This window comes from Bacillus sp. AFS037270 (assembly GCF_002585305.1).
Window position 1 is genome coordinate 1 of record NZ_NUNF01000052.1, and the last position, 23,615, is coordinate 23,615.

27 protein-coding genes are annotated in these 23,615 nt (G+C 37.2%); 14 read left to right on the forward strand and 13 right to left on the reverse strand.

The window, feature by feature from the left end:
* Positions 1-358 precede the first annotated feature (358 nt).
* A complete protein-coding gene (locus COD92_RS23050) occupies positions 359-925 on the reverse strand; it encodes a cysteine hydrolase family protein (protein WP_098533429.1) in 567 nt (188 codons plus the stop codon).
* A gap of 182 nt (positions 926-1,107) precedes the next feature.
* Positions 1,108-1,350 (reverse strand): hypothetical protein, encoded by a 243-nt coding sequence (locus tag COD92_RS23055; RefSeq protein ID WP_098533427.1) that lies wholly within the window; start codon positions 1,348-1,350, stop codon positions 1,108-1,110.
* Between the two features lie 230 nt (positions 1,351-1,580).
* Here COD92_RS23055 and COD92_RS23060 point away from each other — a divergent pair, with 230 nt between their 5' ends.
* A complete protein-coding gene (locus COD92_RS23060) occupies positions 1,581-2,105 on the forward strand; it encodes a YsnF/AvaK domain-containing protein (RefSeq protein ID WP_098533425.1) in 525 nt (174 codons plus the stop codon).
* 68 nt (positions 2,106-2,173) lie between these two features.
* Positions 2,174-2,596, forward strand: coding sequence for a YsnF/AvaK domain-containing protein (locus COD92_RS23065; RefSeq protein ID WP_098533423.1), 423 nt, complete (start codon positions 2,174-2,176; stop codon positions 2,594-2,596).
* Positions 2,597-2,670: 74 nt separating this feature from the next.
* Here COD92_RS23065 and COD92_RS23070 read toward each other — a convergent pair whose 3' ends face one another.
* Positions 2,671-4,446: a PhoX family protein gene (locus COD92_RS23070; protein WP_255286848.1), complete on the reverse strand. Its 1,776-nt coding sequence runs from the start codon at positions 4,444-4,446 to the stop codon at positions 2,671-2,673.
* Positions 4,447-4,672: 226 nt separating this feature from the next.
* On the opposite strand from COD92_RS23070, the gene COD92_RS33655 reads away from it, so the two are divergent.
* Entirely contained in the window at positions 4,673-4,912 is a 240-nt protein-coding gene (locus COD92_RS33655) for a YczF family membrane protein (protein ID WP_098533421.1), read from the forward strand.
* Here COD92_RS33655 and COD92_RS23080 read toward each other — a convergent pair.
* Genes COD92_RS23080 through COD92_RS23090 form a run of 3 tightly spaced genes read right to left on the reverse strand, consistent with a single transcriptional unit; the run spans position 4,896 to position 8,720 of the window.
* A complete protein-coding gene (locus COD92_RS23080; protein WP_176541457.1) occupies positions 4,896-5,996 on the reverse strand; it encodes a GerAB/ArcD/ProY family transporter in 1,101 nt (366 codons plus the stop codon). The genes COD92_RS33655 and COD92_RS23080 overlap by 17 nt on opposite strands.
* 19 nt (positions 5,997-6,015) lie before the next feature.
* Positions 6,016-7,200, reverse strand: coding sequence for a Ger(x)C family spore germination protein (locus COD92_RS23085; RefSeq protein WP_098533417.1), 1,185 nt, complete (start codon positions 7,198-7,200; stop codon positions 6,016-6,018).
* A complete protein-coding gene (locus tag COD92_RS23090) occupies positions 7,197-8,720 on the reverse strand; it encodes a spore germination protein (protein WP_098533415.1) in 1,524 nt (507 codons plus the stop codon). The genes COD92_RS23085 and COD92_RS23090 overlap by 4 nt, the downstream gene beginning before the upstream one ends.
* 243 nt (positions 8,721-8,963) lie before the next feature.
* Between COD92_RS23090 and COD92_RS23095 the strand changes: the two genes are divergently transcribed.
* Positions 8,964-9,188 (forward strand): ABC transporter, encoded by a 225-nt coding sequence (locus COD92_RS23095; RefSeq protein WP_098533413.1) that lies wholly within the window; start codon positions 8,964-8,966, stop codon positions 9,186-9,188.
* Positions 9,189-9,332: 144 nt separating this feature from the next.
* Here the strand turns inward: COD92_RS23095 and glnA are convergent, their stop codons facing one another.
* Positions 9,333-10,694, reverse strand: coding sequence for a type I glutamate--ammonia ligase (gene glnA, locus COD92_RS23100; protein ID WP_098533411.1), 1,362 nt, complete (start codon positions 10,692-10,694; stop codon positions 9,333-9,335).
* Between the two features lie 463 nt (positions 10,695-11,157).
* On the opposite strand from glnA, the gene COD92_RS23105 reads away from it, so the two are divergent.
* The gene (locus COD92_RS23105) at positions 11,158-12,045 is read left to right on the forward strand and encodes a permease (RefSeq protein WP_098533409.1); all 888 of its coding nucleotides are present in this window, start codon (positions 11,158-11,160) and stop codon (positions 12,043-12,045) included.
* Positions 12,046-12,057: 12 nt separating this feature from the next.
* The gene (locus COD92_RS23110; protein ID WP_098533407.1) at positions 12,058-12,915 is read left to right on the forward strand and encodes a TIGR03943 family putative permease subunit; all 858 of its coding nucleotides are present in this window, start codon (positions 12,058-12,060) and stop codon (positions 12,913-12,915) included.
* A gap of 85 nt (positions 12,916-13,000) precedes the next feature.
* On the opposite strand, the gene COD92_RS23115 is transcribed toward COD92_RS23110, so the two are convergent.
* The 4 genes from COD92_RS23115 to COD92_RS23130 form a co-directional block, all read right to left on the reverse strand.
* Positions 13,001-14,170 carry a DUF3800 domain-containing protein gene (locus tag COD92_RS23115; RefSeq protein ID WP_098533406.1) on the reverse strand — a complete coding sequence of 390 codons (1,170 nt, stop codon included), beginning with the start codon at positions 14,168-14,170 and terminating at the stop codon, positions 13,001-13,003.
* A gap of 129 nt (positions 14,171-14,299) precedes the next feature.
* Complete coding sequence (locus COD92_RS23120; RefSeq protein ID WP_098533404.1) at positions 14,300-14,488, reverse strand: hypothetical protein; 189 nt, start codon at positions 14,486-14,488, stop codon at positions 14,300-14,302.
* Positions 14,489-14,581: 93 nt separating this feature from the next.
* Positions 14,582-15,067, reverse strand: coding sequence for a DinB family protein (locus COD92_RS23125; protein ID WP_098533401.1), 486 nt, complete (start codon positions 15,065-15,067; stop codon positions 14,582-14,584).
* Positions 15,068-15,109: 42 nt separating this feature from the next.
* Positions 15,110-15,631, reverse strand: a complete 522-nt coding sequence (locus COD92_RS23130; protein WP_098533399.1) for a YfiT family bacillithiol transferase — start codon at positions 15,629-15,631, stop codon at positions 15,110-15,112.
* 241 nt (positions 15,632-15,872) lie between these two features.
* Here COD92_RS23130 and COD92_RS23135 point away from each other — a divergent pair, with 241 nt between their 5' ends.
* The 3 genes from COD92_RS23135 to COD92_RS23145 all read left to right on the forward strand — a co-directional run bounded on the left by COD92_RS23135 (position 15,873) and on the right by COD92_RS23145 (position 18,489).
* Positions 15,873-16,733: an SPFH domain-containing protein gene (locus COD92_RS23135; RefSeq protein ID WP_098533397.1), complete on the forward strand. Its 861-nt coding sequence runs from the start codon at positions 15,873-15,875 to the stop codon at positions 16,731-16,733.
* A 13-nt stretch (positions 16,734-16,746) separates the two neighbouring features.
* Positions 16,747-16,902, forward strand: coding sequence for a type II toxin-antitoxin system antitoxin (locus tag COD92_RS23140; RefSeq protein ID WP_098533396.1), 156 nt, complete (start codon positions 16,747-16,749; stop codon positions 16,900-16,902).
* A 162-nt stretch (positions 16,903-17,064) separates the two neighbouring features.
* Positions 17,065-18,489 (forward strand): Na+/H+ antiporter NhaC family protein, encoded by a 1,425-nt coding sequence (locus COD92_RS23145; RefSeq protein WP_098533394.1) that lies wholly within the window; start codon positions 17,065-17,067, stop codon positions 18,487-18,489.
* Positions 18,490-18,561: 72 nt separating this feature from the next.
* On the opposite strand, the gene COD92_RS23150 is transcribed toward COD92_RS23145, so the two are convergent.
* A complete protein-coding gene (locus COD92_RS23150) occupies positions 18,562-19,119 on the reverse strand; it encodes a GNAT family N-acetyltransferase (RefSeq protein WP_098533392.1) in 558 nt (185 codons plus the stop codon).
* Between the two features lie 220 nt (positions 19,120-19,339).
* On the opposite strand from COD92_RS23150, the gene COD92_RS23155 reads away from it, so the two are divergent.
* The gene (locus COD92_RS23155; protein WP_098533390.1) at positions 19,340-19,534 is read left to right on the forward strand and encodes a hypothetical protein; all 195 of its coding nucleotides are present in this window, start codon (positions 19,340-19,342) and stop codon (positions 19,532-19,534) included.
* Positions 19,534-19,737: a YwbE family protein gene (locus COD92_RS23160; protein ID WP_098533388.1), complete on the forward strand. Its 204-nt coding sequence runs from the start codon at positions 19,534-19,536 to the stop codon at positions 19,735-19,737. The genes COD92_RS23155 and COD92_RS23160 overlap by 1 nt, the downstream gene beginning before the upstream one ends.
* 33 nt (positions 19,738-19,770) lie before the next feature.
* On the opposite strand, the gene COD92_RS23165 is transcribed toward COD92_RS23160, so the two are convergent.
* Positions 19,771-20,556 carry an arylamine N-acetyltransferase family protein gene (locus tag COD92_RS23165; protein ID WP_098533386.1) on the reverse strand — a complete coding sequence of 262 codons (786 nt, stop codon included), beginning with the start codon at positions 20,554-20,556 and terminating at the stop codon, positions 19,771-19,773.
* 174 nt (positions 20,557-20,730) lie between these two features.
* Between COD92_RS23165 and COD92_RS23170 the strand changes: the two genes are divergently transcribed.
* From COD92_RS23170 to COD92_RS23180, 3 genes are read left to right on the forward strand one after another with little or no spacing between them, the layout of a single operon-like run.
* Complete coding sequence (locus COD92_RS23170) at positions 20,731-21,543, forward strand: DUF4405 domain-containing protein (RefSeq protein WP_098533384.1); 813 nt, start codon at positions 20,731-20,733, stop codon at positions 21,541-21,543.
* 13 nt (positions 21,544-21,556) lie between these two features.
* Complete coding sequence (locus COD92_RS23175) at positions 21,557-22,225, forward strand: response regulator transcription factor (RefSeq protein WP_098533382.1); 669 nt, start codon at positions 21,557-21,559, stop codon at positions 22,223-22,225.
* On the forward strand, positions 22,225-23,541 hold the full coding sequence (locus COD92_RS23180; RefSeq protein ID WP_098533380.1) for a sensor histidine kinase: 1,317 nt from the start codon (positions 22,225-22,227) through the stop codon (positions 23,539-23,541). The genes COD92_RS23175 and COD92_RS23180 overlap by 1 nt, the downstream gene beginning before the upstream one ends.
* The last annotated feature ends 74 nt before the right edge of the window (positions 23,542-23,615 follow it).

The following is a 23,615-nucleotide window of genomic DNA, read 5'->3' on the forward strand; positions in this document are numbered from 1 at the left end:
GCGACCTTTGTTCGGACAGAACCTTCATTCTTTTTGCCTTCTCTTGTCCGAAGACGCCCCATGTTTGGACAGAGCCTTTATTTTTTTGCCTTCTCTTGTCCAAAGGCGCCCCGTGTTTGGACAGGTCTCTTATTTTTTTGCCTTCCCTTGTCCGAAGCCGCCCCGTGTTCGTACAGGGTCTTATCTTTTTGCCTTCCCTTGTCCGAAGCCGACTCGTGTTCGGACAGGGCTCTCATTTTTTTGCCTTCTCTTGTCCGAAGGCCACCCATGTTCGGACATGGCTCTTATTTTTTTTGCCTTCCCCTGTCCAAATGTCACCCGCATTCAGTAGCTCATGGTGCTTCAGATAGTTGAATGCTCATTTAAAGGAATTAACCCAGTCATCCACCGTCATCACATCTGCTTGACGTGGGAACACTTTTTCAGTCAGAACACGGTGAACCTCAGGGTCACCATCGAGACAAGCATCCGAAAGGACCGTAATTGCATAGTCTTTATCCGCTGCTTCCCTTAATGTTGAAAGAACAACACCGCTCGTAGCAATCCCACTCAATATTAACGTGTCAATTCCCATAGATCGAAGAATGACTTCGAGGTTACTCCCAGCAAAAGCACTAACCCGAAACTTGGTTACGACTGGTTCATTAGGTTGTGGTTGAAGCGCTTCATGAATTTGCGTTCCTGGGTCTACAACCGTCATTCCCTCAGATTTAGACAATGCTGAAAACATTTTATTCCGTGGATTGTTCTCAGGATAACCCTCGCTGAAGGCAACACGGACAAAAATAACGGGAATATCGTTCCCGCGAGCTGCTTCCACCGCCTTTTGAAATGGAACAAGAATGTCTTGCTTTTCTGAGTACCGTGAAACAATACCATTTTGCAAATCCATAATTAATAACGCAGTTTTTTCATTAAATTTCATATATGGTATGATCTCCTTCACATTAAAGTAAATATGTAAATAGTAGGTATTAACAGACGATTTTATTCCTGATTGATTAATCATTGAAAACAGATTATGTTATTTTAACATAAAAATAAGCCATAAACATACAGGACAGACTTCCAACCTGTATATTTATGGCTTATTAATGTTAGCCCATTTTAGGCGTATTTAATACCAGCTATCTTAATATTGTTTTTATCAGATGATCCGCAAGGCGTAACAGCATAGGTCATTTCGCATTTTGGACAGTTCATAACAATTGTTTGTAATGTAAAGGTTTCTCCACACTCACATGTTATCTTATGAGGCACTGTCGGGGCAAAGTTTTCCTTACCTTTACTTTTCACGTGATCAACAACATCTTTTCCGCTTTTTAATTTCGATGTACAATTGCAGCTCATTTTATTATCCTCCAAATAATCAATTTAATAATTTATGTTCAGAATATCACAAACTCATCCAAAGCTCTGTGTCCAAAAATCAAGACATTTTTCCCTAAATGTATTCACCTTTCCTACTCTTGATCTTTACACTTTTCCCATTTTTCCAACACAATTTTAAAGAATAAAGATTTCTCCCTAGCACATTCTATAAGAGGCTTGACCAATATCAACTTACAAGGGGGATTTTTATGAGCGACTTCTTAGGTTTATTTAATGATGACCAATCACAAAAAACCGACAATCAAAATAGCCAGACTGATTCAAGTAACCAAGGGAACGAAACCACTTCGACTACCCAAAGTAATCAAAATGACGGCACACTTCAACTTCATAAAGAAGAGTTAGACATTACGAAAAATAATGTCGATGCTGGAGAAGTAGTGATTTCTAAGGATGTTGTGGAAGAGCAAAAAACGGTTGATGTTCCTGTCATGCATGAGGAAGTTGTCATAAAGAGAACCCCAATGAATAACGAACGCAGCGATTCATCAGCCATCTCGCAGGGGACCATCACGATTCCTGTATCCCAGGAACAAGTGGAGGTAAACAAGTATGCAGTAACGACTGAGGAAATCTCCGCTTCTAAACGTCAAGTTGAGGAAACGCAGCAAGTCCAAGAGACACTCAAACGCGAAGAGGCTCATGTTGATACAACCGGAAGTGTGAATATCGTTTCCGATTCGTCAAGCTTTAGTGATATTAATAATAGCTAAAAAAAAGCACCTATTCATTGCTAGGCAATGAATAGGTCTCTCATCACTTTCCTATGGAGGGAAATTAGTTGACTGAACAGCAGAATTCACCATTAGACCACCAAGATGAAGTAACGCTCCAATTACATAAGGAAGAACTGGAGATAAATAAAAAGTGGGTTGATACAGCCGATGTTACCATTTATAAGAAAAAGTATACCGAGGAAAAGCAAATTCTGGTACCTGTCACCCGTGAGGATCTAATTATTGAGAAAAAAGTAGCAAATCCAGAAAATCCTACGGATAAAAAATTGGAAACCATCCGCATTCCTTTATCTGAAGATCAGATTGAGGTCACATTGACCCCAGCTATACTGAATGATGTTGAAATATATAAGAATCAATATGAAGAACTTATCCAGGTTCATGAAACCTTGAAGGAAGAAATAGTCCACATAGAAACTGTTGGAAATGTTAAACTAGCTGACGAAGATCCTTTAACATCAGTTTAACGGTCGACTTGGTTATCATATAAAAAAGCAGCCTTGTTTCACAACAAGACTGCAAATCCATACTACTTAAAAATTTATTTTTTATCAACACCCATAGATGGAAGCCCTGAAAGATAACCAACATATCCTGGATTTTGGGAACTGTTCATAAGATACGTATGTCCGTCAAGATTATCGACCATTTGCAGGCCGGTTGATTCCCCGCCGCCTGGCACCGATAGGATTCTAGATAGTTTTTTGGTATCAACATTGTAAGCCCATGTATAGTTATTTTCATGTTTATCCGAATCCTCGGCAATGAATAAGGTCCTCATATCTTGTGAAAATACGACATTGTCCGGATTCGCAATCTTATCAACGTTGGCTGTATTTCCATCCGCATCCGGAGCTGTTAAATCTTCGCCCATTAGGGTTCCTGTCATGCTTACGGGTACATAATGACTGTTGATTTTCTCGTTTTCCATTGTTTTTCTATTAGGCTTGAAGGAAAGCTCATAAACTCCCCCTGCACTAATTTTTGGAAGCTGGATATCATCTGCAGGTGCAGTTGGATCAGCTAACATCGTTTTTTCTTGGTAGGAAATAGCAACGTAACCCTTATTGTCTTTTTCGTTAAAATCAAGACCTTCCATCTTATTAAATTCAACTGTTGCGCCGAGATAAGCTGCATAGCGATGAGTTTCTAAGAATGCGGCTGCGGTTTCCATTCCCGGTTTCACTTTCACCCACTCTACTTTTCCTCCATTCGCGGCTGTTTTGATCGCTTTATAACCTTCCGCTTTTCCTTTTACAGCATCATCTGTTGCGTCAAAAATATCACTAAATTTGGTTGTGTCAGCGAGCTTCTGTATTTCTTTATCAGTTGCATGTCCAAGCTTGATCCATTCAAGATTAGCAGAACCGCCATTTTCTGTGCCTGTTTGGACCCATTTAGCCGCATAAAGTGTACCTGCTGATAAATCCTTCTCTTTGTCAGCCACATACATAAACAGCCCGCCAGGATTGCTGTCGATTCCATAAATAACAGTTCGATTATCAGGCATTACTTTCACTCGTTCGAAGGCCATTCTGCCCATACTGAAGTGTTTGACCACCTTTGTTTCACCCTTAGCGTTCACTGTTACTTCTGGTACGTGGCCGTAGTAGTAGGGATTGCCCGTTATAGTTGGATCATTATAGTAGTTTTTCATGAAATTAGTTACGGCAGAAGCTGAAGGATTTTTTTCATGCGCTCTAGCATCTGGGTCTGTTTCTTCCGAGCCAAGATGGGTATTCCATGGAGTCAATAATCCTGCACATGGCTTCCAAATCCCATGCACCGCTGAAAAATCAATAGGTTTGATGTCGATGACCGTCAATTCACCTGTAGCCGGGTCCATCTTTACGGTGCTCAGACTCATGGTTCCTGGATTTTCTAGTCCATTTTCGTTTTTAGGCATAGATTCATAGTGGCTGATCAAATAATATGTATTTTCAGGTAATCGTGGAACCTTCATCAAGCTATTCATATCAGGTGCTGTCGATACGTATGGAGTTCCATTGGATTTGGTCATTACTTGTCCGTTTGCATTCAGGGTCACTCCCGCGATTTTACCATTAATCACATCTCCAGGATTGAACAAGGTTTCATAGCTGAGAGGAACCGTCTTCTTTGTTCCGTCATTGTAGGTCACCTCCACAGATGCCTTTGAATACATTAACTCATCTTTTTCTTGCTGGGTCTTGGGTGCATCCATTCCGAGGAATTCAACCGATTTAATTTTGCCAGGTTCATCAGGGGCTGCCATAACGGCATTAAACGAAGATAGTGTGAATGTAGCTGCGAAAACTGGTACTAATACTTTTTTCAATTCTTCTCACTCCTATTTGCTGTTTGGTTTACTCTTAAAACAATAACGAGAAATCATTAAGCCGATGTGAAAGGAGTGTAGGAGTTGTGTAAATTTTTCGAATTATTTCATCGCAAAAAAGTAGACCAGATTCAAAACGATAGAATCTGGTCTCTGATTCAAGTATTTGGATAGATTTTTATTCGTACTCAAATAATATAAGAAAATGGTTCAAAGGGTGTTTACAATGAAACAGCTTTTCATTTATATCCTCTTATTCTTCCTAGTCATTTCCGCTGCTACTTTTTTAGATATACTACAAGGTCTTAGCGTTATGGACACTCTACATATTTTTTTAATCCTTAAACAAAAGTTGACAGGTGAGGATTGGATGCTTATTTGTCTTTTTTTCTTACCTCTGATCTTTTCATTGTCCAACAACTTTTTAAAAAAGAACCATTCTTCCAATCCTACGTTTGAGGAGTAAACTTTTGTTTGATCATTGCAATGACCAATAGTACAGAGGGAATTATGATTTGAAAAGGAAGATGTAAATAGTACGGGACAAAATGTAATCCTTCATCTAGATGCTCAATATAATTGGAGGCAATAATCCGAGAGGTAATTAAAACAATGACACCCATCGGATAAATCAATTTCTGCGATTGTTTCAACTTAAATACGTCAGCGGCCCCCATGATTGCACAAAAGAAAAATACTGTAATTTTTACGAACCCCAATATCACCATAGTTATGATGACTACCGTATCTAGCCGTTGAACAAAATCAGCTATATTGATATAACCTACAGCGGTGAGAATAGGAAATGCGGAACGCGATGTAATATCTGCACCAGCTATCAATATATTCAATAGGGTAAATAGCAATAAAACTCCCCCACTTATACAAACACCTATAATCCCTACTTTCCTGGCCTTTTCCTGTTTATTTAGGAAAGGCAATAACATCGTAAAGGTAACCATTTCCCCGAATGGGAAGGTCAATGTCGTGGGGAAAAATGACTTAAAAACGGGATGCCAACCGTTTTCTAATAATGGTTGGAGATGTTTAAATCTAATTATTCCACTCGCCAATTCAAAAATAACAAGAAAAACTAGAATGAAAAGAATGATAAAAAGGCATAGTTCCGAGAAACGGAAAAATACTAAAATTCCTTTATAGGCTGCATACATCACACATAAAACCATAATAATTCCTATCGTTAGTAGTGAACTTGAACGGTAGGCCGTAATGACTAAAAGTTCTTCGAAATCCCGCAATACTCTCGATGCAATGTACATAAAATAGACTACATATAAAAGCGCAAATAATGTTCCTACATAGCGGCCCAAGATTTTTGGAATATAACTTGTCAATGGCAAGGATGGAAACATATTATTTAACTTTGAAAAAATAAGATAAAGCACACATCCTGAAACGATTCCCAATAAGATTGTAATCCAGGCATCCTGCTTTGCTTCTCCAGCCATCCCTAGCAGTATGGCACTTCCTAATTCAAATAAAAAAATAACACAAAACAGCTGGAATCCATTTATTTTTGCCTGTTGCATGCTGTATTTCCACTCCTGTTTAATAAGGATAAGGCTTAATTCGCATTCCTGTCTCTTCAATTGATACATTCACTTTAATATTTACTTTCGCCTGGGAAAATAATTGATCCCATTGGTGCTTAGATTCTTTCCACTTTTTAGGTTGAGTGGTATGGAGGATCTCTCCGAACCCGAATACATCACTTTTCAACTTTTGGGCAGTCAAAATTCCTTCCGATATTTCCTTTTTCAATTCTTTTTCTGCTTTTGCCTCATATTCACTAATAACTTCACGTTTCCTAATATCCTTATTGCATAATAATTCAACAATATATCCATAGGCCTTCGTATTAACTGTAATAACGGCTTGATTGTTTTGGATATTGACTTTCGTATCATTTTTCAATTGGTTAATAATCATATTGTTATACCGTTTCTCATCACAATGAAATCTCAAGTTCGTACTCTGCAATTTATTATTAATAATTTGCAGTGACTTTGTTTTTCTCCCATCAAGCCAGCCAACAAGTCTCCCTCCTTTAAAAATGGCAATACCATTAAGTTTAACAAAGGTTTTATCCATTGTTTCTAGGTTTTTCATTGTTGTACCTGTTTTCTTATTGCCAATTACGCTAACGCCACTGATTGCGGGTTCAGAACCATCGTTGGTTAAATCCTCAATCACTTCATAGATTTTAGTCTCGTCATGCTCCCCTAGCAATTTTGAGGCATTCTTTATTTTCCCCACCATTGCTCGAACAGGAATTTTATCAATTGTAGAAAGTGTATCCATGATGGTTTTTACCCCAGAACCACGGGCTATTAAAACCGGCACATTGACCCGTACCCCCGCATCCCGCTCAAACACATCAAAAATAAAGTTTAAGCTCTCTTTTTTTGCCAGTTGTTCGCCAATGATGACTAACTGAATGTGAGAATAGATATTCTGGCGTGAAAAAATATTACTAGAGTTTCCTGCTGCTTCATTAAGTGTTTTACCAGTTGCTTTATAGTTGATTATTGGAGTAGAACCAGAACCAGTCCCTTTTGCAGCATTTTCACTTGGTTTTACCACTTGATAAGTAACTTCATACTGGTTTTTATCAGGGATATAGTCGATCCCTACTCCAAGGACAATAGCCAACTCATTTAATTCTTTGTAATTTGAGCAAGCGGTGAGGATCACTATTAAACATATAAAAAGGAGTAATAATTTAGCCCTCATTTCTTATACCTCATTCTAATGTTTTTCCTACCTTTTGCTTTAGAAGGTCGATTAACTATATGTTCAATCGAGAAGCGAAAAAGTACGTCTTTTTGCTCCTTAAGTCGAAATGGTGCAACAGGATAAAGATAGGGTACTCCGAAAGAACTCAACCCGCACATATGCATTCCGATAATTAAAGAAGCAGCTAATACACCATATAACCCTGCATACGAAGCAACAACCAATAATAGAAACCTAAGAATGCGAGCAGTGATCCCAAGATTGTAGTTTGGCAGTGCAAAACTAGCAATCGCTGTAACTGAAACAATAATCACCATGGCGGCTGATACAAAACCTGCCTCTACCGCTGCTTGTCCCAAAATTAAAGCTCCTACGATGGAAAGAGCGGAACCTACAGCCCTTGGCATTCGAATTCCAGCTTCTCTTAGGACTTCAAAAGTAATCTCCATGATGAACGCTTCTATTATGGCAGGAAAAGGAATGGCCTCCCTTTGTGCCGCAATACTAACAAGTAAGACAGTAGGAACAAGTGCCTGATGATGAGTAATCATGGCGATGTATACTGCTGGTGCATATAAGGCTAATAAAAATGCCCCTAGTCGGAGAAGTCTTAAAAAACTGCCGATATATTGGTTCTGATAATAATCCTCTGAGGATTGAAAAAGTTGTGTAAAGGTTACAGGTACAATCAGTACGTAAGGGGTCCCTCCGATAAAAACGGCTACCCTTCCTTCCAGTAAATTCCCAGCAACAACATCTGGACGTTCTGTATTTTGAACGGTCGGAAAAGGTGAATGCCTATCATCTCTGATATAGTTTTCTATATAGGAAGATTCCAAAATGCCGGCAATTTTAATTCTCTTAATTCGCTGCTTAACTTCTTTAACAATTGAGTCATTTGCAATATCTTTGATGTACATGATTTCAACTGATGTTTGTGTCACATCTCCAATGATCATAGAGTCCAGACGTAGATTCGGACTTTGGATCCGTCCCCGCACTAAGGCTGTATTGGTTCGAAGGTTCTCCGTAAAACTGTCTTTTGGACCACGGATGACGGTTTGTGTTGTTGGTTCTGCGACACTCCGAGATTCGATTTCTTTGGTATCGAGTACTAAGGCTGTGGAGTCACCATCTATTAAAATGACAGTGCTGCCAGTTACAATGGCAGTAAGTACATCTTTTAGAGTAGTTTTTTCCTTTATTTTTGAGATAGAAATCGTTTGTTCTAGTTCATCCTTTAATGACACGGCATCCAGGGTCGATTTATAGGTTAGCAGAGGTTCTAAAATATGTTCTTGAATGATTTTGGTGCTAGATATTCCGTCTATATGAACTACTGCAAAGGCATATTTATTCTCGTTATGCTTAATAAAGCGATCGATCAAATCTGCGCTGCTTCCCAGTTTTTCTTTGACGTGTTCGACATTTTTAATAGCAGACTTTTCTAAAGGGATATTAGAGTATCCTGCTTCCTCCTTGCTTTTATCTTGTTTCAGGCGAGAATTTTTCCACATAGGTCATGCATCACCTCTTACCGTATTTTTTTAGATTTTCCAAATTTCTCATTCCTATGTAAAAACAGCCAGACGAAAAAATCCACCATTCATAAGAATGATGGAGTAAAACATTTTCCGAATGCCCAGTTTTTCAGCTTGAGTTATGTTAGGTCTTTTGCCTTTTTTCTATTTTAATAAAACAAATCCTCAGGTAACCGCATACACTGTTGGTGAACAACCGATGACAGGGGGTGAGAATAAATGAGTTCTAACCATTATTGCTGGGGAGCTTTTCTTGGATTTTTAACAGGGGTATTTTGGGTACTTGCTGTAGTATTGGGCTGGATTACTACATTACTTGGAATTATCGGCCTAGGCGGTTTACTTGTTACCGTTATCAACTTCCTAATTGCTTTAATTGGCATCCTAGCTTTCCTCATTTTCGGATTTTGTGTTTTCAAAAAAGCCTGGCATCATTGTAAGTGAATAAGCCAAGGTTAATTATAGATATTCATTCAAGCATGTAACTTACTAAAGACGGTCTAATATTTAGGGCGCTCTTATCAAGATAAATAAAAAAAGCGGGCAACAAGAGACGTAATGCGCCTTGGCCCGCTTTTTATCATTAAATTAGAATTTAGAATGATAGTTATCGATTTCCCATGTATGAACTGCTGTACGGTAGCTATCCCATTCTGCTTTTTTCATAGATACATATTCATTGTAAACATGCTCACCAAGTGTATTAAAAGCAATTTCTCCTGCTTCTAATTCTTTAACAGCTTCAGCTAAGCTGCCTGGTAGGTTATCAATTCCCCTAAATGCTCTTTGTTCTTCACTCATGTGGAAGATGTCATCGTTAATTGGTGCTGGTGCTTCAAGACCTTTTTCAATTCCATCTAAACCTGCAGATGCAATCACTGCAAATGTTAAGTACGGGTTAGAAGATGGATCTGGACAACGTAATTCTACGCGTGTCGCAAGACCTCTTTTTGCTGGAATACGAATTAACGCTGAACGGTTTGAAGCAGACCAAGCGATATAACATGGGGCTTCGTAACCAGGTACTAAACGCTTATAAGAGTTTACTAACGGGTTTGTTACCGCTGCAATACCCTTTACGTTTTCTAATACACCCGCAATAAATTGGTACGCTTTTTCTGATAATTGCATCTCATCAGATGGATCAAAGAATGCATTTTCGCTTCCTTCGAAGAATGACATATTCACGTGCATACCAGAACCATTGATTCCGAATACTGGTTTTGGCATAAAGGTAGCATGCATGCCAAATTTCTTCGCCACTGTTTTTACAACCCATTTATAGGTAGTTGCAAGGTCAGCTGCTGTTAATACATCCGCATATTTAAAGTTAATTTCATGTTGTCCTTCTGCTACTTCGTGGTGAGAAGCTTCAATAGTAAAACCCATTGCTTTTAACGCACGGTAGATTTCTAAACGAACACGCTCGCCAAGATCATTTGGAGATGGTTCAAAATAACCCGCTTTATCAGTTAACTCTGTAGTTGCGTATCCATTGTCATCGTTTTTAAATAAGAAAAACTCTAACTCAGGGCCTACTGAAATGGTATAGCCTTTATCAGCAGCACGCTCTACTGTTTTTTTCAATACATTTCTAGTATCGCCTTCAAAAGGTGTTCCGTCTGGATTTGTTGCTGAGCATAAGAAACGAGCTTCTGAATATCCCGCTTCTACTGTCCAAGGAAGAACAGCAAATGTAGTCAAATCTGGTTGAAGATAAAGGTCAGATTTATTAATAGGTGAAAAACCTTTGATAGAAGATCCATCAAACATCATTTTTCCTTCGACAACATCTTCTAATTGCGCACTTGTAACAGTGACGTGTTTTAAAATCCCTTCAATATCGACAAATTGCAAGTGTAAAAGTTCAACACTTTTTTCTTTGATTATTTCTTTGATTTGTTCTAAAGTTGCTTCTGCAGTTGCGTTTGAAATTAGTGTTTCAGCCACGTCACATTACCTCTCATTTTCATGTTATATTTTGTCACATCATTTAATAACTAGATTATATTTTAAAATTACTAGTTTGACAATCCTTTTTTGCATATTTTTTTGAATATTTATTACATTAATTCCGAAAGCGTTTTCAATCTTTTTATGTTTATTAGGGTAAATCCCTATTTACAGCTAGATCCTTATAAATAAATATGCAAAAATATGCAAGGTTATCAATAGACCCTTTCCCTCCGCTTTACAAACATTAGCCGGAAAAATTTCCTTTTATATAGAAATACCAAAAATAAGAGCTTTTTCGAACTTGAACGCAATTATAATAGTAGAAAGGGCTGCTCCAAGTTGCGAGCAGCCTTTTTTAATCAAACTTTAATGAAATACCAGTTTTTTAAGTTGGACGAAAGTTGGGTAATGGGGGTATAGTAGTTTCCATGAGTTTTTTATAAATAGGAGGACTATCATGTTTGGTATTTCCTTACCGCAATCTTTTTTACAAATGAATACTATTTTTATTTCCATTCTCATTGAGGCCTTGCCCTTCGTAACACTAGGCGTACTTATATCAGGGATCATTCAAATATTTGTAACGGAAGAAATGATTGCTAAAATCATGCCTAAAAATAAAATACTAGCCGTCATTTTTGCTAGTTTCCTAGGAATTTTATTCCCTTCATGTGAATGTGGGATCGTTCCAATCGTGAGCAGGCTTGTTTCAAAAGGTGTTCCAATCTCAGCTGGTATTGCCTTCATGCTGACAGCGCCGATTATCAATCCAGTTGTCTTATTTGCCACTTTCATCGCATTCGGCAGTGATTGGAAGATGCCTTTATACCGTGCGATTGGGGCAATTGTTGTGTCGGTCGTTGTAGGTAATTTAATTGCGTTTAAATATAAAGGCAGCCCATTTAAAGAACATGTTCATCATCACCAGCACCATTCTCACGACACCACCATTTGGAAAAAAATCTGGCAGACGCTTGATCATGCAGTGGAAGAGTTTTTCTCTATGGGTAAATATTTGGTGATCGGCTCATTAATTGCTGCGGCCGTTCAGACATATGTTAAAACATCGACACTTGTTTCCATCGGGCAAGGACAAGCATCATCGTCTGTTGTTATGATGGTTCTGTCGTTTATCCTTTCACTTTGCTCGGAAGCCGATGCCTTTATTGCTTCTTCTTTTAGAACAACCTTTTCAACCGGTTCCTTATTAGCCTTTCTAGTGTTTGGACCAATGGTAGATATTAAAAATTTAATGATGATGCTGGCAACCTTTAAAAAGAAACTCGTGTTTATGATAGTTTCTTCCGTTTTCGTTGTTGTCTTCGTTTACTCTTTGTTGTTTTAAGGAGTTGGAACTATGATAAGAAGCTTAATATTAATAGGGTTTACGTATTTAATTTTTCACATGCATATTACTGGGGATATTAATAAATACATCAATATGAAGTATTCCTACCTGTCAGCGTCTGCGGGGTATGCGTTACTTGTGTTAACGATTATCCAGATTTTGAAGCTTAACAAGGAAGCCGACGAGTCCCATGATGAACACTGTGATCATGACCATTGCGGACATAATCATTCGAAAGAGGATAAATGGTATAAAAAACTGTTGATCTATCCTATTTTCGCCTTTCCAATTATTTCAGGATTATTTTTCCCGATTGCTACTTTGGATTCCAATATTGTTAAAGCAAAGGGGTTTCATTTTCCGATTTACGATGAAAGCAAGGGCGACTCGTTTATGCAACAGCAATTTTTGCGTCCCGATACGAGTGTGTATTATGGAAAAGATGACTATGATGCGTTAATGAATAAAGAAAAGAAGAAATATATTAATCAAAATACGATTGTTTTAAACGATCAAAATTATTTAAAAGGAATGGAAACTATCTACAACTTCCCAGGTGATTTTCTTGGAAAAGAAGTCGAGTTTAAAGGGTTTGTGTTCAATGATTCTGAATCCATTAATAAGAACCAGCTGTTTGTTTTCCGCTTTGGGGTCATCCATTGTATTGCTGACTCAGGTGTGTTTGGAATGATGGTTGAAATGCCAGATGGTACGAAGAAATTGAAAAACGATCAGTGGATTACTGTTAAAGGAAAAATATCTACGATTTATTATCAGCCCTTTAAAACCAATATCCCATACTTAAAGGTTGAGGATTGGAAGACGACCACTGCTCCAAAAGAACAGTATGTTTTTAGAGGATATTAATAAAAATGACCTATTCCAAGTGTGAATAGGTCATTTTTTTATTTATTACGATGCAAAAAGTCTAACCGGATGAATGAGCTATTATTTATATCTTCATTTTCCCTAAATCAATGATTCTTTTCAGGTAATCGTATTCTTTTTGCTCTAGAATGTCGACCTCATTGTTGGTAGCAAGAAGAATCTGATCTCTGCACTTTGCAATTCTTTGGATCATGGGATGAATCGTGAGACTTGATAAATTCACAAAGTCATATAAGTCGTTTAGGCATACGGGCAATTTGTAGCCTTTATTACTGCTCGCTATCAATAACCCGCTGTCCCGCAGCTTTGAAACTATGTTAGAGCGAAAATTATGCGGATTTAATTTAACATCCCTAATTGCATTCAGATTATCTAAGATTTCTTCTGTATATACATACTCGTCCGGATTTTCCTTTAAATTAAATAAAAGAAACTTTAGAAAATCTAAGCGAAGCCTCTCATCTTCATCATCACTTTTTCGATGCTTTTCAATATATTTATAAGTTAAATTAACGGCTTGCTTAATAATAATTTCATCATATTTTGGGTGATCATGCTCTGATTGATAGTCAAAAAGAAAGTTTTTGTAGTCCTGGGGCAAAAGGTTTACGGCAGCAATCTTGCTTTTAAAAATTTTAGAAAAAGAACGGTATTGATCCGTATAGATTGTTCTTTCAAATCCTGTTGCAAGAATCCTGGTGATAAGGTTCGCTAATTGAAGAAGGATGTCTGAACGAGTTTGGTTGAATCCGAAGGTGGAATAATTAAATAAATCTGGGATACTTCTTGTTTTAATATAATTGTTAAATGAACTAATAAACAGTTTAGATTCTTGTTCATCTGCTGCAAAGTCAAGCTGTTCGAACGTTCGATTTAAGTCATCATAGATTTGTCTGTTTAAGTACTTAAGGAAAGGTACTTTATACAAAATCCCATGGTCTTCTCTTATTTTTCTTTTATCAATAACATAGGCATATACACTAAATGGTAAATCCTTTAGGTCATTTATGAGCAGCATAGTCTGGGTTGGATTATGGTCGCTGATATTTGCATCTAATGTTCCGGTTTGAAAGTACTTTTGGCTAATTTGAACAAGCCCACTTTCTAAAGACTCTTTATTTGATTCCTTTAGGAGAATGGACACAATTATAAAGTGGGTTGATCCATTCCCTTTTTCAAAATCAAAACAATAATCACCAAATTCATCTATAAAAGCATATTGGATTTCCTCCATCTTCCCACCGCCCAGAAATGAAATTTTGTTGTTATATACAAGTTCAACAAAATTTCATGGATACCTCCTAGAGGATGCTATTTTCAAAAAATAAGGACACTAAATAAATAGTGCCCCTTCAAAAAAGATTTACTTGTTTTTGCTGTCTTTTTCACCAACCACCGTATTTCCGATTTTCGGTTCGGTCGTGGAGTTGGTTTCATTAGGAACCCAGTCAAAACTTGGTTCGGTAGTCCCTGTTGACATCAAAGGCTGGTTGACTCCGTCGGCCGTTGATGCTTTTTTGGTATTTTTGGAGTTAGAGTTGTCTTGTGCCAAACTTTTTTCCTCCTTTTAGTGTCACAAATTGCTTTGCTAATTCTCCTTCTTATTATGTGACAGCATAAATGATTTATTCTCTAAAAAGAGTGATTAAATTAATTCTGTCTTCAATTCTTCAATTTGTGCAAGATGTCTTTTTTCATGCAATCCTATTAAGGGAATCCACTGTTTTAAACTTAATTCACCAAACACAGGATGGGGATATGCTCTTTGCTCTAATAATGAAGGATCAGCAGTATCCACCACTTTCGTTAATGCTTCACGAGATTGAGAGAGCTTATTCTTCATTTCAACTAAAGTGATAAATTTGTTTTGCGGTTCTACAATAGAAGGTGCTTTAATCTTAGTTGTCCGATTAACGGCTAAATGTATTGGTTTATCGCTTATTCTTTTAGATTCTCCATTTGCCAGCTGATCTGATATAGCAAATGTAATGGCCCGCTCTATTAAGTGTAGATGATGGAGAACCTGCATAATCGACCAGCGTCCATCTTGTACTTGGACATTCAACTGTTCATCTGATAAACCACTAACAGACTGTAAAACTTCCTCTCGAATCTTCTTATTTTCTTCCATATTCTAAGCCCCCTTTTTTATTTTCAAATTGAAATGTAGATCCTACCAGCCTTTTCGACAAATTAAAGATGTAATATGTGCTAGATGGTGACTGCCATGCCAAGCATACATTCCGATATTTCTGCCTATAGAAATCTCGCCGGATACAGGATGAATAAATGTTTTTTTCATATCAGCCGGACTTAAATGAAGCAAAAGGAAGACCAATCGTTTATGTAATGCTTCAAGAAGTTCTAATGAAACATCAATCGATAATTTGCTATCTGGAAGCTCTGCCCACATTCCTTCCTCATAAGGCTTGATGACAGGATTTTCTTCGGTAAGAGCTAGTTTAAAACGAATATAAGCATTCATATGACTATCTGCAAGGTGATGGACCACTTGTCGTACTGTCCAACCACCAGATCGATATGGAGTATCTAGCTGCTCTTTGTTTAAGCCTTTTACAGCCTCTCTTAAAAGTCCTGGTAATTTTTCAATTTCCTTTATCCAATCACTTGTTACCTCGTTCGTAATTTCACCATTAAAATCGAATTTCCCAATCGGGTACCTTTCGTCCAACATGATCCCTCCTAAAAAACAATTAATCTATTTATAATCCAGTATTAACTTAAATAAAGATAAAAGGTTTCTTTCATTAACCCTCCTTCTTTTCTACCTAATTTTAGCAAATTATACCATTAAATAAAACATCCCTTGTGTAACTAATTTTTACAATGGTAATGATTTACTTTTTAGACTAAATGTACTATGATATTAATGTGATATCACTTTTATATCACTTTACCTTTGGGAGGGGTTCTAGATGAGGGAAAAGTCAATTTTTAAAATCAATGGATTTGCGGCAATGATTATTGCACTTGCTTGTATTGGTTTTGGTATCTTTTTAATCGTTACTGGTATAGCAATAACTGATAAAATAGCTGGAATAATAATGTTAGTTTTGGGATTGATTATTGCAACAAGTTTAACGATTGTTCAACCAAACGAAGCTAAAGTATTAACGTTCTTTGGTACTTATCTTGGTGTCATTCGCGATCAAGGTTTATGGGCAACTATTCCTTTTACGTTCAAACGAAGTGTTTCACTGCGTGTGACGAATTTTAACAGCGAGAAATTAAAAGTAAATGATTTAGAAGGTAATCCAATTGAAATTGCTGCTGTTGTTGTTTATAAAGTAAATGATGCTGCTAAAGCATTGTATGATGTAGAAAACTATGAAAAATTCATCCAGATACAAAGTGAAACAGGTATTCGTCATATTGCCAGCAGGTATGCCTATGATTCGTTTGAGAATACCGGAAATAATTTAACTCTTCGTCAAAATAGCGATGAAGTGGCCGATGTGCTTGTTCAGGACCTTCAAAAAAGACTTGATGTTGCTGGTGTCGATGTAATCGAAGCTCGAATTATGCATCTTGCCTACTCTTCCGAAATCGCTTCTGCTATGCTACAACGACAACAGGCACAAGCTGTTTTATCCGCTCGTAAAGTCATCGTTGACGGTGCAGTTGGACTAGTAAAAGCGGCTATTGACCAGCTTACTGAACAAGATATTGTCGAGCTTGATGAAGAGAAAAAAGCGCAGATGGTCAATAACTTGATGGTAGCGATTGTCTCAGAGAAAGGTACTCAGCCAATCATCAATACCGGAAGCATTTATTAAGGTTGTGTAGGAAATGAGTAAAAGAAAAGCTTTTCCGCTTCGAATGGATCCGAAATTATACGAAGTATTAGAAAAATGGGCAGAAGATGAGTTGCGAAGTGTAAACGCCCAAATAGAGGTTATTTTAAAAGATGCTGCAAAAAAAGCGGGAAGATTGAAAAAAGACTAAACCTTAAAAGCAATAAATAGCCTGTATCCTTTGTTATACGGGCTTTTTTATGTGGTCTTACCCCTTATACACAACAATTAATTCTGCCATTCAACATAATGCTCACAGCCTTGGAAATAATAAACAAATAGTTTAAAGATTAATTGCCGGAGGAAAGAAACTTTGGAGCATACTTGGCTTTCTCTGTTACCTTTTATCATTGTCATTTCCATGTCCATATGGCTGAAAAACATATTGCCGGGCCTTGTTGTTGGCTTGCTAGCCGGGGCTTTTATTGTTCAAACTGATTTATTGGCTGGAGCCTATCAAGCAGTTTCCTATATCGTCACGACCCTCTCCAACGGGAACAATATTAAAATTATCGGGTTTCTTTATTTATTTGGCGGGCTTGTCGGCATGATGAATATTTCAGGAGGCATTAAAGGTTTTTCGGAATGGATTGGAACTAGGATTAAGACTGAACGCGGACTGTTGGGACTCATTTGGCTTACCCTCCCGTTCACGTTTATGATGCCGATGTTTCGGATTATGATGATTGGGCCCGTCGTAAAATCTCTTATTAAAAAAATGAACGTTCCGAAACAAAGGGTCGGCTTGATGATGGATATCTCCACGGAATCGGTCATTGTCCTTTTACCCGTTGCGACAGCGTTTGTGGGATTCATGGTTTCTTTAGTGGAAGGAAGTATCCGAAAGCTGCAATTAAACATGTCGGCCTACCATGTATTTTTGCTAAGTATCTTGTACGATTTTTTTGCGATTGTAATGTTATTGATTGGAATCCTACTTACCTTTTGGAATCCAGCAAAAAGGAATCTTTCTCAACAACGTGATCATGAACTGTTAGATGAGGAAGGAAATGAATTTCATCGGGCGGGCATTCAAAAAGAGTTGTCCTTAGTAAAAGCACAGCCCTGGCATTTGATTTTTCCAGTCTTTTTACTCTTGGGATTATCATTATTCCTATTGTGGAAAGACGGAATAGATAAAGGGGCTATAACGATATTCGAAGCTTTTTCGAAGGCAGATGCGACATTCGTGATGCTATTAGCCGTTTTTGTTACCCTTGTTCTATCCTTTGTGTTTTACATCATAAGGCGCGAACCTTTGCATGAAATCTTATACCATTTTTATGATGGCGGGAACCAAATGATGGAGGCCATTAGTTTACTAGTCCTCATTTGGTCATTGACATTGTCGGCAGAGGATCTCGGTTTTTCAAAGTTTATCAGCTCAACATTAGGGTCCTTTCTGCCAGCCTTTTTAACCCCGGTTACGATTTTTGTACTCGGTTCTTTGATTGGTTACTTCATCGGTTCTTCCTGGGGAACCTGGGGATTGTTTATGCCCCTAGGTATGTCACTGGCTGTTTCGACCGGAGCATCGATTCCTTTAACCGTCGGTGCAGTGTTTGCCAGCGGGGCGTTTGGCGCACTAACTTCGCCGCTCGGCGATACGACGATTACGACGGCCTCTATTCTCGATATGCCGCTGGTGGATTATGCTCGTTTTAAGTTGAAGATTTCTGTGATTGGGGCAGCGATTGCGATTGGTTTGTATTTAGTTAGTGCTTTGTTTATTATCTAACGAAATTTGGAGTCTTGACGGTCAATGAGATGATTTTTCATTGACCATTCTCATTTTTAAGTTGTTTTTACGTCAATGTGACTTATTTTCATTAAACCTGCCCATTAAAATAGTATTATAGTATTTTCCATCAGAAAGCAGTTTGTCCTTTTTTAATACCCCTTCTACTTCAAAACCATATATTTGATAAAGCTTTATAGCTTTTTCATTGGTTTCAAGGACATTTAACATGATTTTATGAATACCGTTGTTATCTGCCCACTGAACTGATTGTTCTAAAAGATTTCTCCCTACCCCGTATCCCCAATATTCCTTTAATACACAGACTCCGAATTCAACTCTATGAGAGCTTCGTTTTAATTTGTTCCCTTCACATCTTGAGAATCCTACAATTTCCCCACTGACCTCTGCCACTAAAAAGAGATTATTTAAACTTTCCGTGTCATTTTTAATGATTTGTATAAATCCAGATTCGTCTATATATGCCTCGCCCTGTTCCCTGTCCATATTTTCCGTTTCGCCATCGATCTGCACTCTAACTTTGGACAACTTTTTCGCATCCTTCTCCATTGCAGATCTTACCACATATCGTAAATTTCGAATGAAAAATTCCTTTTGTTTCACAATCATTTAAAGTGACCTCCCCTTTTTAAAACTGTTCTGAAAGAAAGATAATAAATCTTACCATATTAGCACATATTTCCACCAATATTATTATTAAGTTAAGAGGCTTTGAATTAACATCCGTTCTCCCAAGAATTACTTCCATTTTCCTTTAGCTATCCTTTCACTATCCTTAAAAATAGATTATACTGTATTAACAAACCCTATTTGAAAAAGGAGATTTTCCATGACTGAAAATAATCAAACTGAAGAATCTAAAAAGAAGGTTAGTCTTCAAGAACTAATGAAACAACAGTTAGCAAACAAAAAGAATCAATCTTCTTCAGGCAAAGGAACTGCAAATAGCAGCCTAGCGACACAGAAAATGAAAAGCCAGCAATCAAAGAAGCCAAGCAATACCCGCAGAAAAATGGGTGTCTAATGAACGGACGAAATCGAATCGACCTGCAGCCGGGCATGACGGTTGACATTGTTTTAAAAGCAGACCAAAGATCGGGGAAGCTAACTAGGGGAATTGTCAAAGATCTCCTAACCAAATCGGCGACCCATCCTCATGGTATTAAGGTCCGCCTGACCGATGGACAGGTAGGGCGTGTACAAGTCATTCACACTCCGGAAAAATAATCAAAGCAACGCTTTTGGGCGTTGCTTTTCATTTTAGTCTTGATTTAGGCTAAAATATTGTTTGGCCAATTCCTTAAATCTTTCAGCCTCGATGGTTTCTTTTGAAACTTTCCCTTCCTTCCACTCTGTCCATGTAAAATTGGTTAAAGTTATATTTCCATTACTAGTTAGACGGGCAAGTAACGGTACTTTATTAAAAGGAGACTCCGGATGTTCGGCAATAATTGATTGGATCTCATTAAATTCTGTTACATCGTAAATAGGCTTCCTAGTGTCAAAAGCATAGCCTATTTTCCACTCGGTATCTTTATGTTTTAACTTCATCTCTAGCACATAATCCCCATAATTCGTATCCAGTTTGCGAATTCTAAATTCTCCATTATTAGAACTGACCGTCTCCCCTGTTAAAGGAACAGGTTTTAAAGGTAAATTCCCGCCAAAGCCAGTATCCACAACATAGCTTCGACCTTCATGATTCACTAAAATACTAACATGGGTTCTGCCAAGATCTTGATAATCCTGTTTAACATGATTGTAAACAACACCACGGACCAAGGCAGCCTCAAACCCATTTTCAATTAGGTAGAAATAGAAAAGCGAATTCAATTCATAACAGATTCCCCCCTCCCTTCTAATCAAGATTTTGTCGACTAAGTTAGCCTTTGAAATCTCGCTTGTCTTTCGATTAATAATACATATATTTTCAAACGGAATTGATTGCGCTGTTTTTTCTAGAACACGATCTAATGAATCCAAAGTAATGTTTTGCCCCTGTGACAAGCCAATTCTCTCATGAAACAATTTACTGAACTCACTCATTCATTTCCCCCCTTGTCCTATGTCATTATTCTACCAAATTATTTGTGATCCACTGAAACCAATCCAAAAGAAAATCTTAGAACACATATTTTTCACATATTTACTCGATAATTCCACGGAAATTCCTCTTTATACTCATATTTAGATAGAAACAACATATTGGAGGAATTAAAAATGAAGAAAAATAAATTTAGATTTTGGCTGGATCTCGCAATGACAGTCGTATTATGTTTACTATATAGTCCTGAATCAACAAGCTTACCGTTTCATGAAATCGCAGGACTTGTCTTAGGCGGTGCCTTAATCATTCATGTCCTTTTGAATAAAAAATGGGTGGTTAACATTACTAAAAAGATTTTTTCAAAAGACCTGAAAAAGAAAACAAGGTTCTCTTATCTATTGAACGTCATCCTTTTGATTGATATGCTCTTTATTATGGTTAGTGGTTTATTTATTTCCAAAGTCGTTCTACCGAATTTCAGATATTTTCCAAATGTCAACTGGATGCCCATCCATATCGTTTCTTCCATTTTAGGACTTGTGATTGTCGGTATCCACATTGGTCTGCATTGGAATTGGATTAAGCAAATGGGCAGCCAATTCCCTAAGCTGGCTAAACTATTTACATTTCGTAAACCTTCTCGAAAATTAGTGTCACGACTCATTCTAATCATTGGTACTGTCTGCATGCTAGTTCAAGTACCAAAAGCGGTTTCGATGACACCAGCGATGTTTAGTAATGCTTCGGAAAACGGATTTGAGAAATTCAAAAATGAAATGAAGGATAAACAAACTGGACAGAATCAAACAAACAGTGATAAGGACTTTAAAGGACATGATGAATCATTTTCGATCATAGGGTTAGCAGGCAGTGTTCCAAACCTCGTTCTTTATTCTTCTGTTTTAGGTTCGATGGCTTTTTATACCTATTCAGTCGAAAGAAGACGAAAAAGAAAACGGACCATTTCGGCAAATTTGGAAGGTTAAGGTGGTTGTTTAAATGGCGACAATCTATTTAGTAGAAGATGAAGAACATCTTAATCAATTACTAAAAAAATATTTAGAAAAAGAGGGATACAAGGTAGTATCCTTCTTTGATGGGGAATCAGCAATGCAAAAAATTCATGATCTGCCGGATCTTTGGATTTTAGATATCATGCTGCCAGATATTGACGGTTATCAGCTAATTAAAAATATTAAAGAGTTTAATTCAAAAACCCCTGTTATTTTTATGTCAGCCCGAAATCAAGAACTGGATCGCGTTGTGGGATTAGAATTAGGCAGCGATGACTATTTATCCAAGCCGTTTTTACCAAGGGAATTAATTATCCGCACAAATAAATTAATCCAGCGAATGTCTGGTGAAAAGGCAGAAACCTCAACTGCTCATCAATTAGTTGATTATCTAGTGGACCGTAAACAGCGAACGGTTTTTGATGGTGATCAAGAAATTATTTTAACGAATAAAGAATTTACTTTACTCCTTTATTTTATTGAAAATATCAATACGGTTGTGACCAGAGAGCAGATTCTTGAAAAAGTATGGGGAAATAATTATTTCGGTTCGGACCGCGTAGTGGATGATACGATTAGAAGATTGAGAAAAAAATTAATTAGAATTGTTATTGAAACCATTTATGGTTTTGGCTACAAATTGGCAGGTAAATAATGAAGTTTAAATCCTTAACATTAAGAATTTGGTTTATCATATCTGTCATTGTTTTTATAATCGTATTTATCACATCACTTGTCTTTACCTTTATACTAAGGAATCACAATGAAGATAAAATGAGATATGTCCTGCAATCTGCTCACCAACTTGTCCTTCAATCCGTTCTTGATAATAAATTAGATTCGAATATAGGCAAGATGGCCAGCCGCGAAAAAATGGGACATTTTCTTTTGAACAAACAGACGAGTGAAATAACCTCTCTTTCAGAAGACAAACAGGTCTCGAAGAAGGCATTAGTGAAAGAAATAAATGATTCAATAGCTGGGAAGAGTCATAAGAGTATAACCGAAACCCTTGATAACAAGAATTATCAAATAGAGATTAGTTATGTAAAAGATTATATTTATTTAATATCCTTTCAGGAACAACATGATGATGAAGACTCACTTCAAATCTTTCTAATTGGTCTATTAATCATTCTATGTGCACTGCCTATAGCTAAGCTTATTGCAAATAATATTGCAAAACCCCTCAAACAATTAGAAACTTACACAAAACAAATTGCCAATAAAGAATGGGATCGGGACCTTCTTTTAACGAACCAGGATGAAATTGGCCGTTTAGCCAATGCTATGACGGAAATGAAAAATGCCCTTAAATTGGCCGATGAAGAGGAAAAGAAATTCCTGCAAAGTATTTCACACGATTTAAAAACACCTGTCATGGTGATTATGAGTTATGCACAGGCCATTATCGACGGAATGTATGTAGATACGCCGGAAAATACCGCGGTAATTATTAAGAATGAAGCAATTAGGCTCGAGAAAAAAATCAAACAGGTCTTGTATTTAAACACGCTTGATTATGTATTAGATAATGAAAAAGAACAGGATGAGGTCTATTTAGATAAATTACTCTCCTATCTGGTATCTAATTTTCAAGCTGTCAACCCAGATTTATGTTGGCAATTAGATATTAAGAAAAAGCCTGCCATTATGTTAGGGAACCCAGATCGAATCCGGGTCTCGATTGAAAACATATTAGAAAATCAACTGAGATATGCAGCAACAACAATCCAAGTATCATTACTTGATTCGGGTCCTTTATGGGTTATTGAGATAAAAAATGATGGGCCACATATTCCTGAGAAGGACATTAATCAGATATTTAAAACACTCTATAAAGGTACGAAAGGTAACTTTGGACTTGGGCTAAATATCACGCAAAAAATTGTTCACTTCTACAAAGGAAGTATTGAGGTCGAGAATCAAGACGGACAGGTTTGTTTTACGATACGCTATCCAAAAAAATAATCAGCGAAAAATAAAAGTAACCCCCTTCTTTGTACTGCACCCCAAAAGTTAGAGTAAAATCTGACTTTTGGGGT

What these genes read in the sequence shown, in the direction of transcription:
- COD92_RS23050 (WP_098533429.1), bottom strand. Translation starts at nt 925, where the DNA reads ATGAAATTTAATGAAAAAACTGCGTTATTAATTATGGATTTGCAAAAT.
- COD92_RS23055 (WP_098533427.1), bottom strand. Translation starts at nt 1,350, where the DNA reads ATGAGCTGCAATTGTACATCGAAATTAAAAAGCGGAAAAGATGTTGTT.
- COD92_RS23060 (WP_098533425.1), top strand. Translation starts at nt 1,581, where the DNA reads ATGAGCGACTTCTTAGGTTTATTTAATGATGACCAATCACAAAAAACC.
- COD92_RS33655 (WP_098533421.1), top strand. Translation starts at nt 4,673, where the DNA reads ATGAAACAGCTTTTCATTTATATCCTCTTATTCTTCCTAGTCATTTCC.
- COD92_RS23080 (WP_176541457.1), bottom strand. Translation starts at nt 5,996, where the DNA reads ATGCAACAGGCAAAAATAAATGGATTCCAGCTGTTTTGTGTTATTTTT.
- COD92_RS23085 (WP_098533417.1), bottom strand. Translation starts at nt 7,200, where the DNA reads ATGAGGGCTAAATTATTACTCCTTTTTATATGTTTAATAGTGATCCTC.
- COD92_RS23090 (WP_098533415.1), bottom strand. Translation starts at nt 8,720, where the DNA reads ATGTGGAAAAATTCTCGCCTGAAACAAGATAAAAGCAAGGAGGAAGCA.
- COD92_RS23095 (WP_098533413.1), top strand. Translation starts at nt 8,964, where the DNA reads ATGAGTTCTAACCATTATTGCTGGGGAGCTTTTCTTGGATTTTTAACA.
- COD92_RS23105 (WP_098533409.1), top strand. Translation starts at nt 11,158, where the DNA reads ATGTTTGGTATTTCCTTACCGCAATCTTTTTTACAAATGAATACTATT.
- COD92_RS23110 (WP_098533407.1), top strand. Translation starts at nt 12,058, where the DNA reads ATGATAAGAAGCTTAATATTAATAGGGTTTACGTATTTAATTTTTCAC.
- COD92_RS23115 (WP_098533406.1), bottom strand. Translation starts at nt 14,170, where the DNA reads ATGGAGGAAATCCAATATGCTTTTATAGATGAATTTGGTGATTATTGT.
- COD92_RS23125 (WP_098533401.1), bottom strand. Translation starts at nt 15,067, where the DNA reads ATGGAAGAAAATAAGAAGATTCGAGAGGAAGTTTTACAGTCTGTTAGT.
- COD92_RS23130 (WP_098533399.1), bottom strand. Translation starts at nt 15,631, where the DNA reads ATGTTGGACGAAAGGTACCCGATTGGGAAATTCGATTTTAATGGTGAA.
- COD92_RS23135 (WP_098533397.1), top strand. Translation starts at nt 15,873, where the DNA reads ATGAGGGAAAAGTCAATTTTTAAAATCAATGGATTTGCGGCAATGATT.
- COD92_RS23140 (WP_098533396.1), top strand. Translation starts at nt 16,747, where the DNA reads ATGAGTAAAAGAAAAGCTTTTCCGCTTCGAATGGATCCGAAATTATAC.
- COD92_RS23150 (WP_098533392.1), bottom strand. Translation starts at nt 19,119, where the DNA reads ATGATTGTGAAACAAAAGGAATTTTTCATTCGAAATTTACGATATGTG.
- COD92_RS23155 (WP_098533390.1), top strand. Translation starts at nt 19,340, where the DNA reads ATGACTGAAAATAATCAAACTGAAGAATCTAAAAAGAAGGTTAGTCTT.
- COD92_RS23160 (WP_098533388.1), top strand. Translation starts at nt 19,534, where the DNA reads ATGAACGGACGAAATCGAATCGACCTGCAGCCGGGCATGACGGTTGAC.
- COD92_RS23165 (WP_098533386.1), bottom strand. Translation starts at nt 20,556, where the DNA reads ATGAGTGAGTTCAGTAAATTGTTTCATGAGAGAATTGGCTTGTCACAG.
- COD92_RS23170 (WP_098533384.1), top strand. Translation starts at nt 20,731, where the DNA reads ATGAAGAAAAATAAATTTAGATTTTGGCTGGATCTCGCAATGACAGTC.
- COD92_RS23175 (WP_098533382.1), top strand. Translation starts at nt 21,557, where the DNA reads ATGGCGACAATCTATTTAGTAGAAGATGAAGAACATCTTAATCAATTA.
- COD92_RS23180 (WP_098533380.1), top strand. Translation starts at nt 22,225, where the DNA reads ATGAAGTTTAAATCCTTAACATTAAGAATTTGGTTTATCATATCTGTC.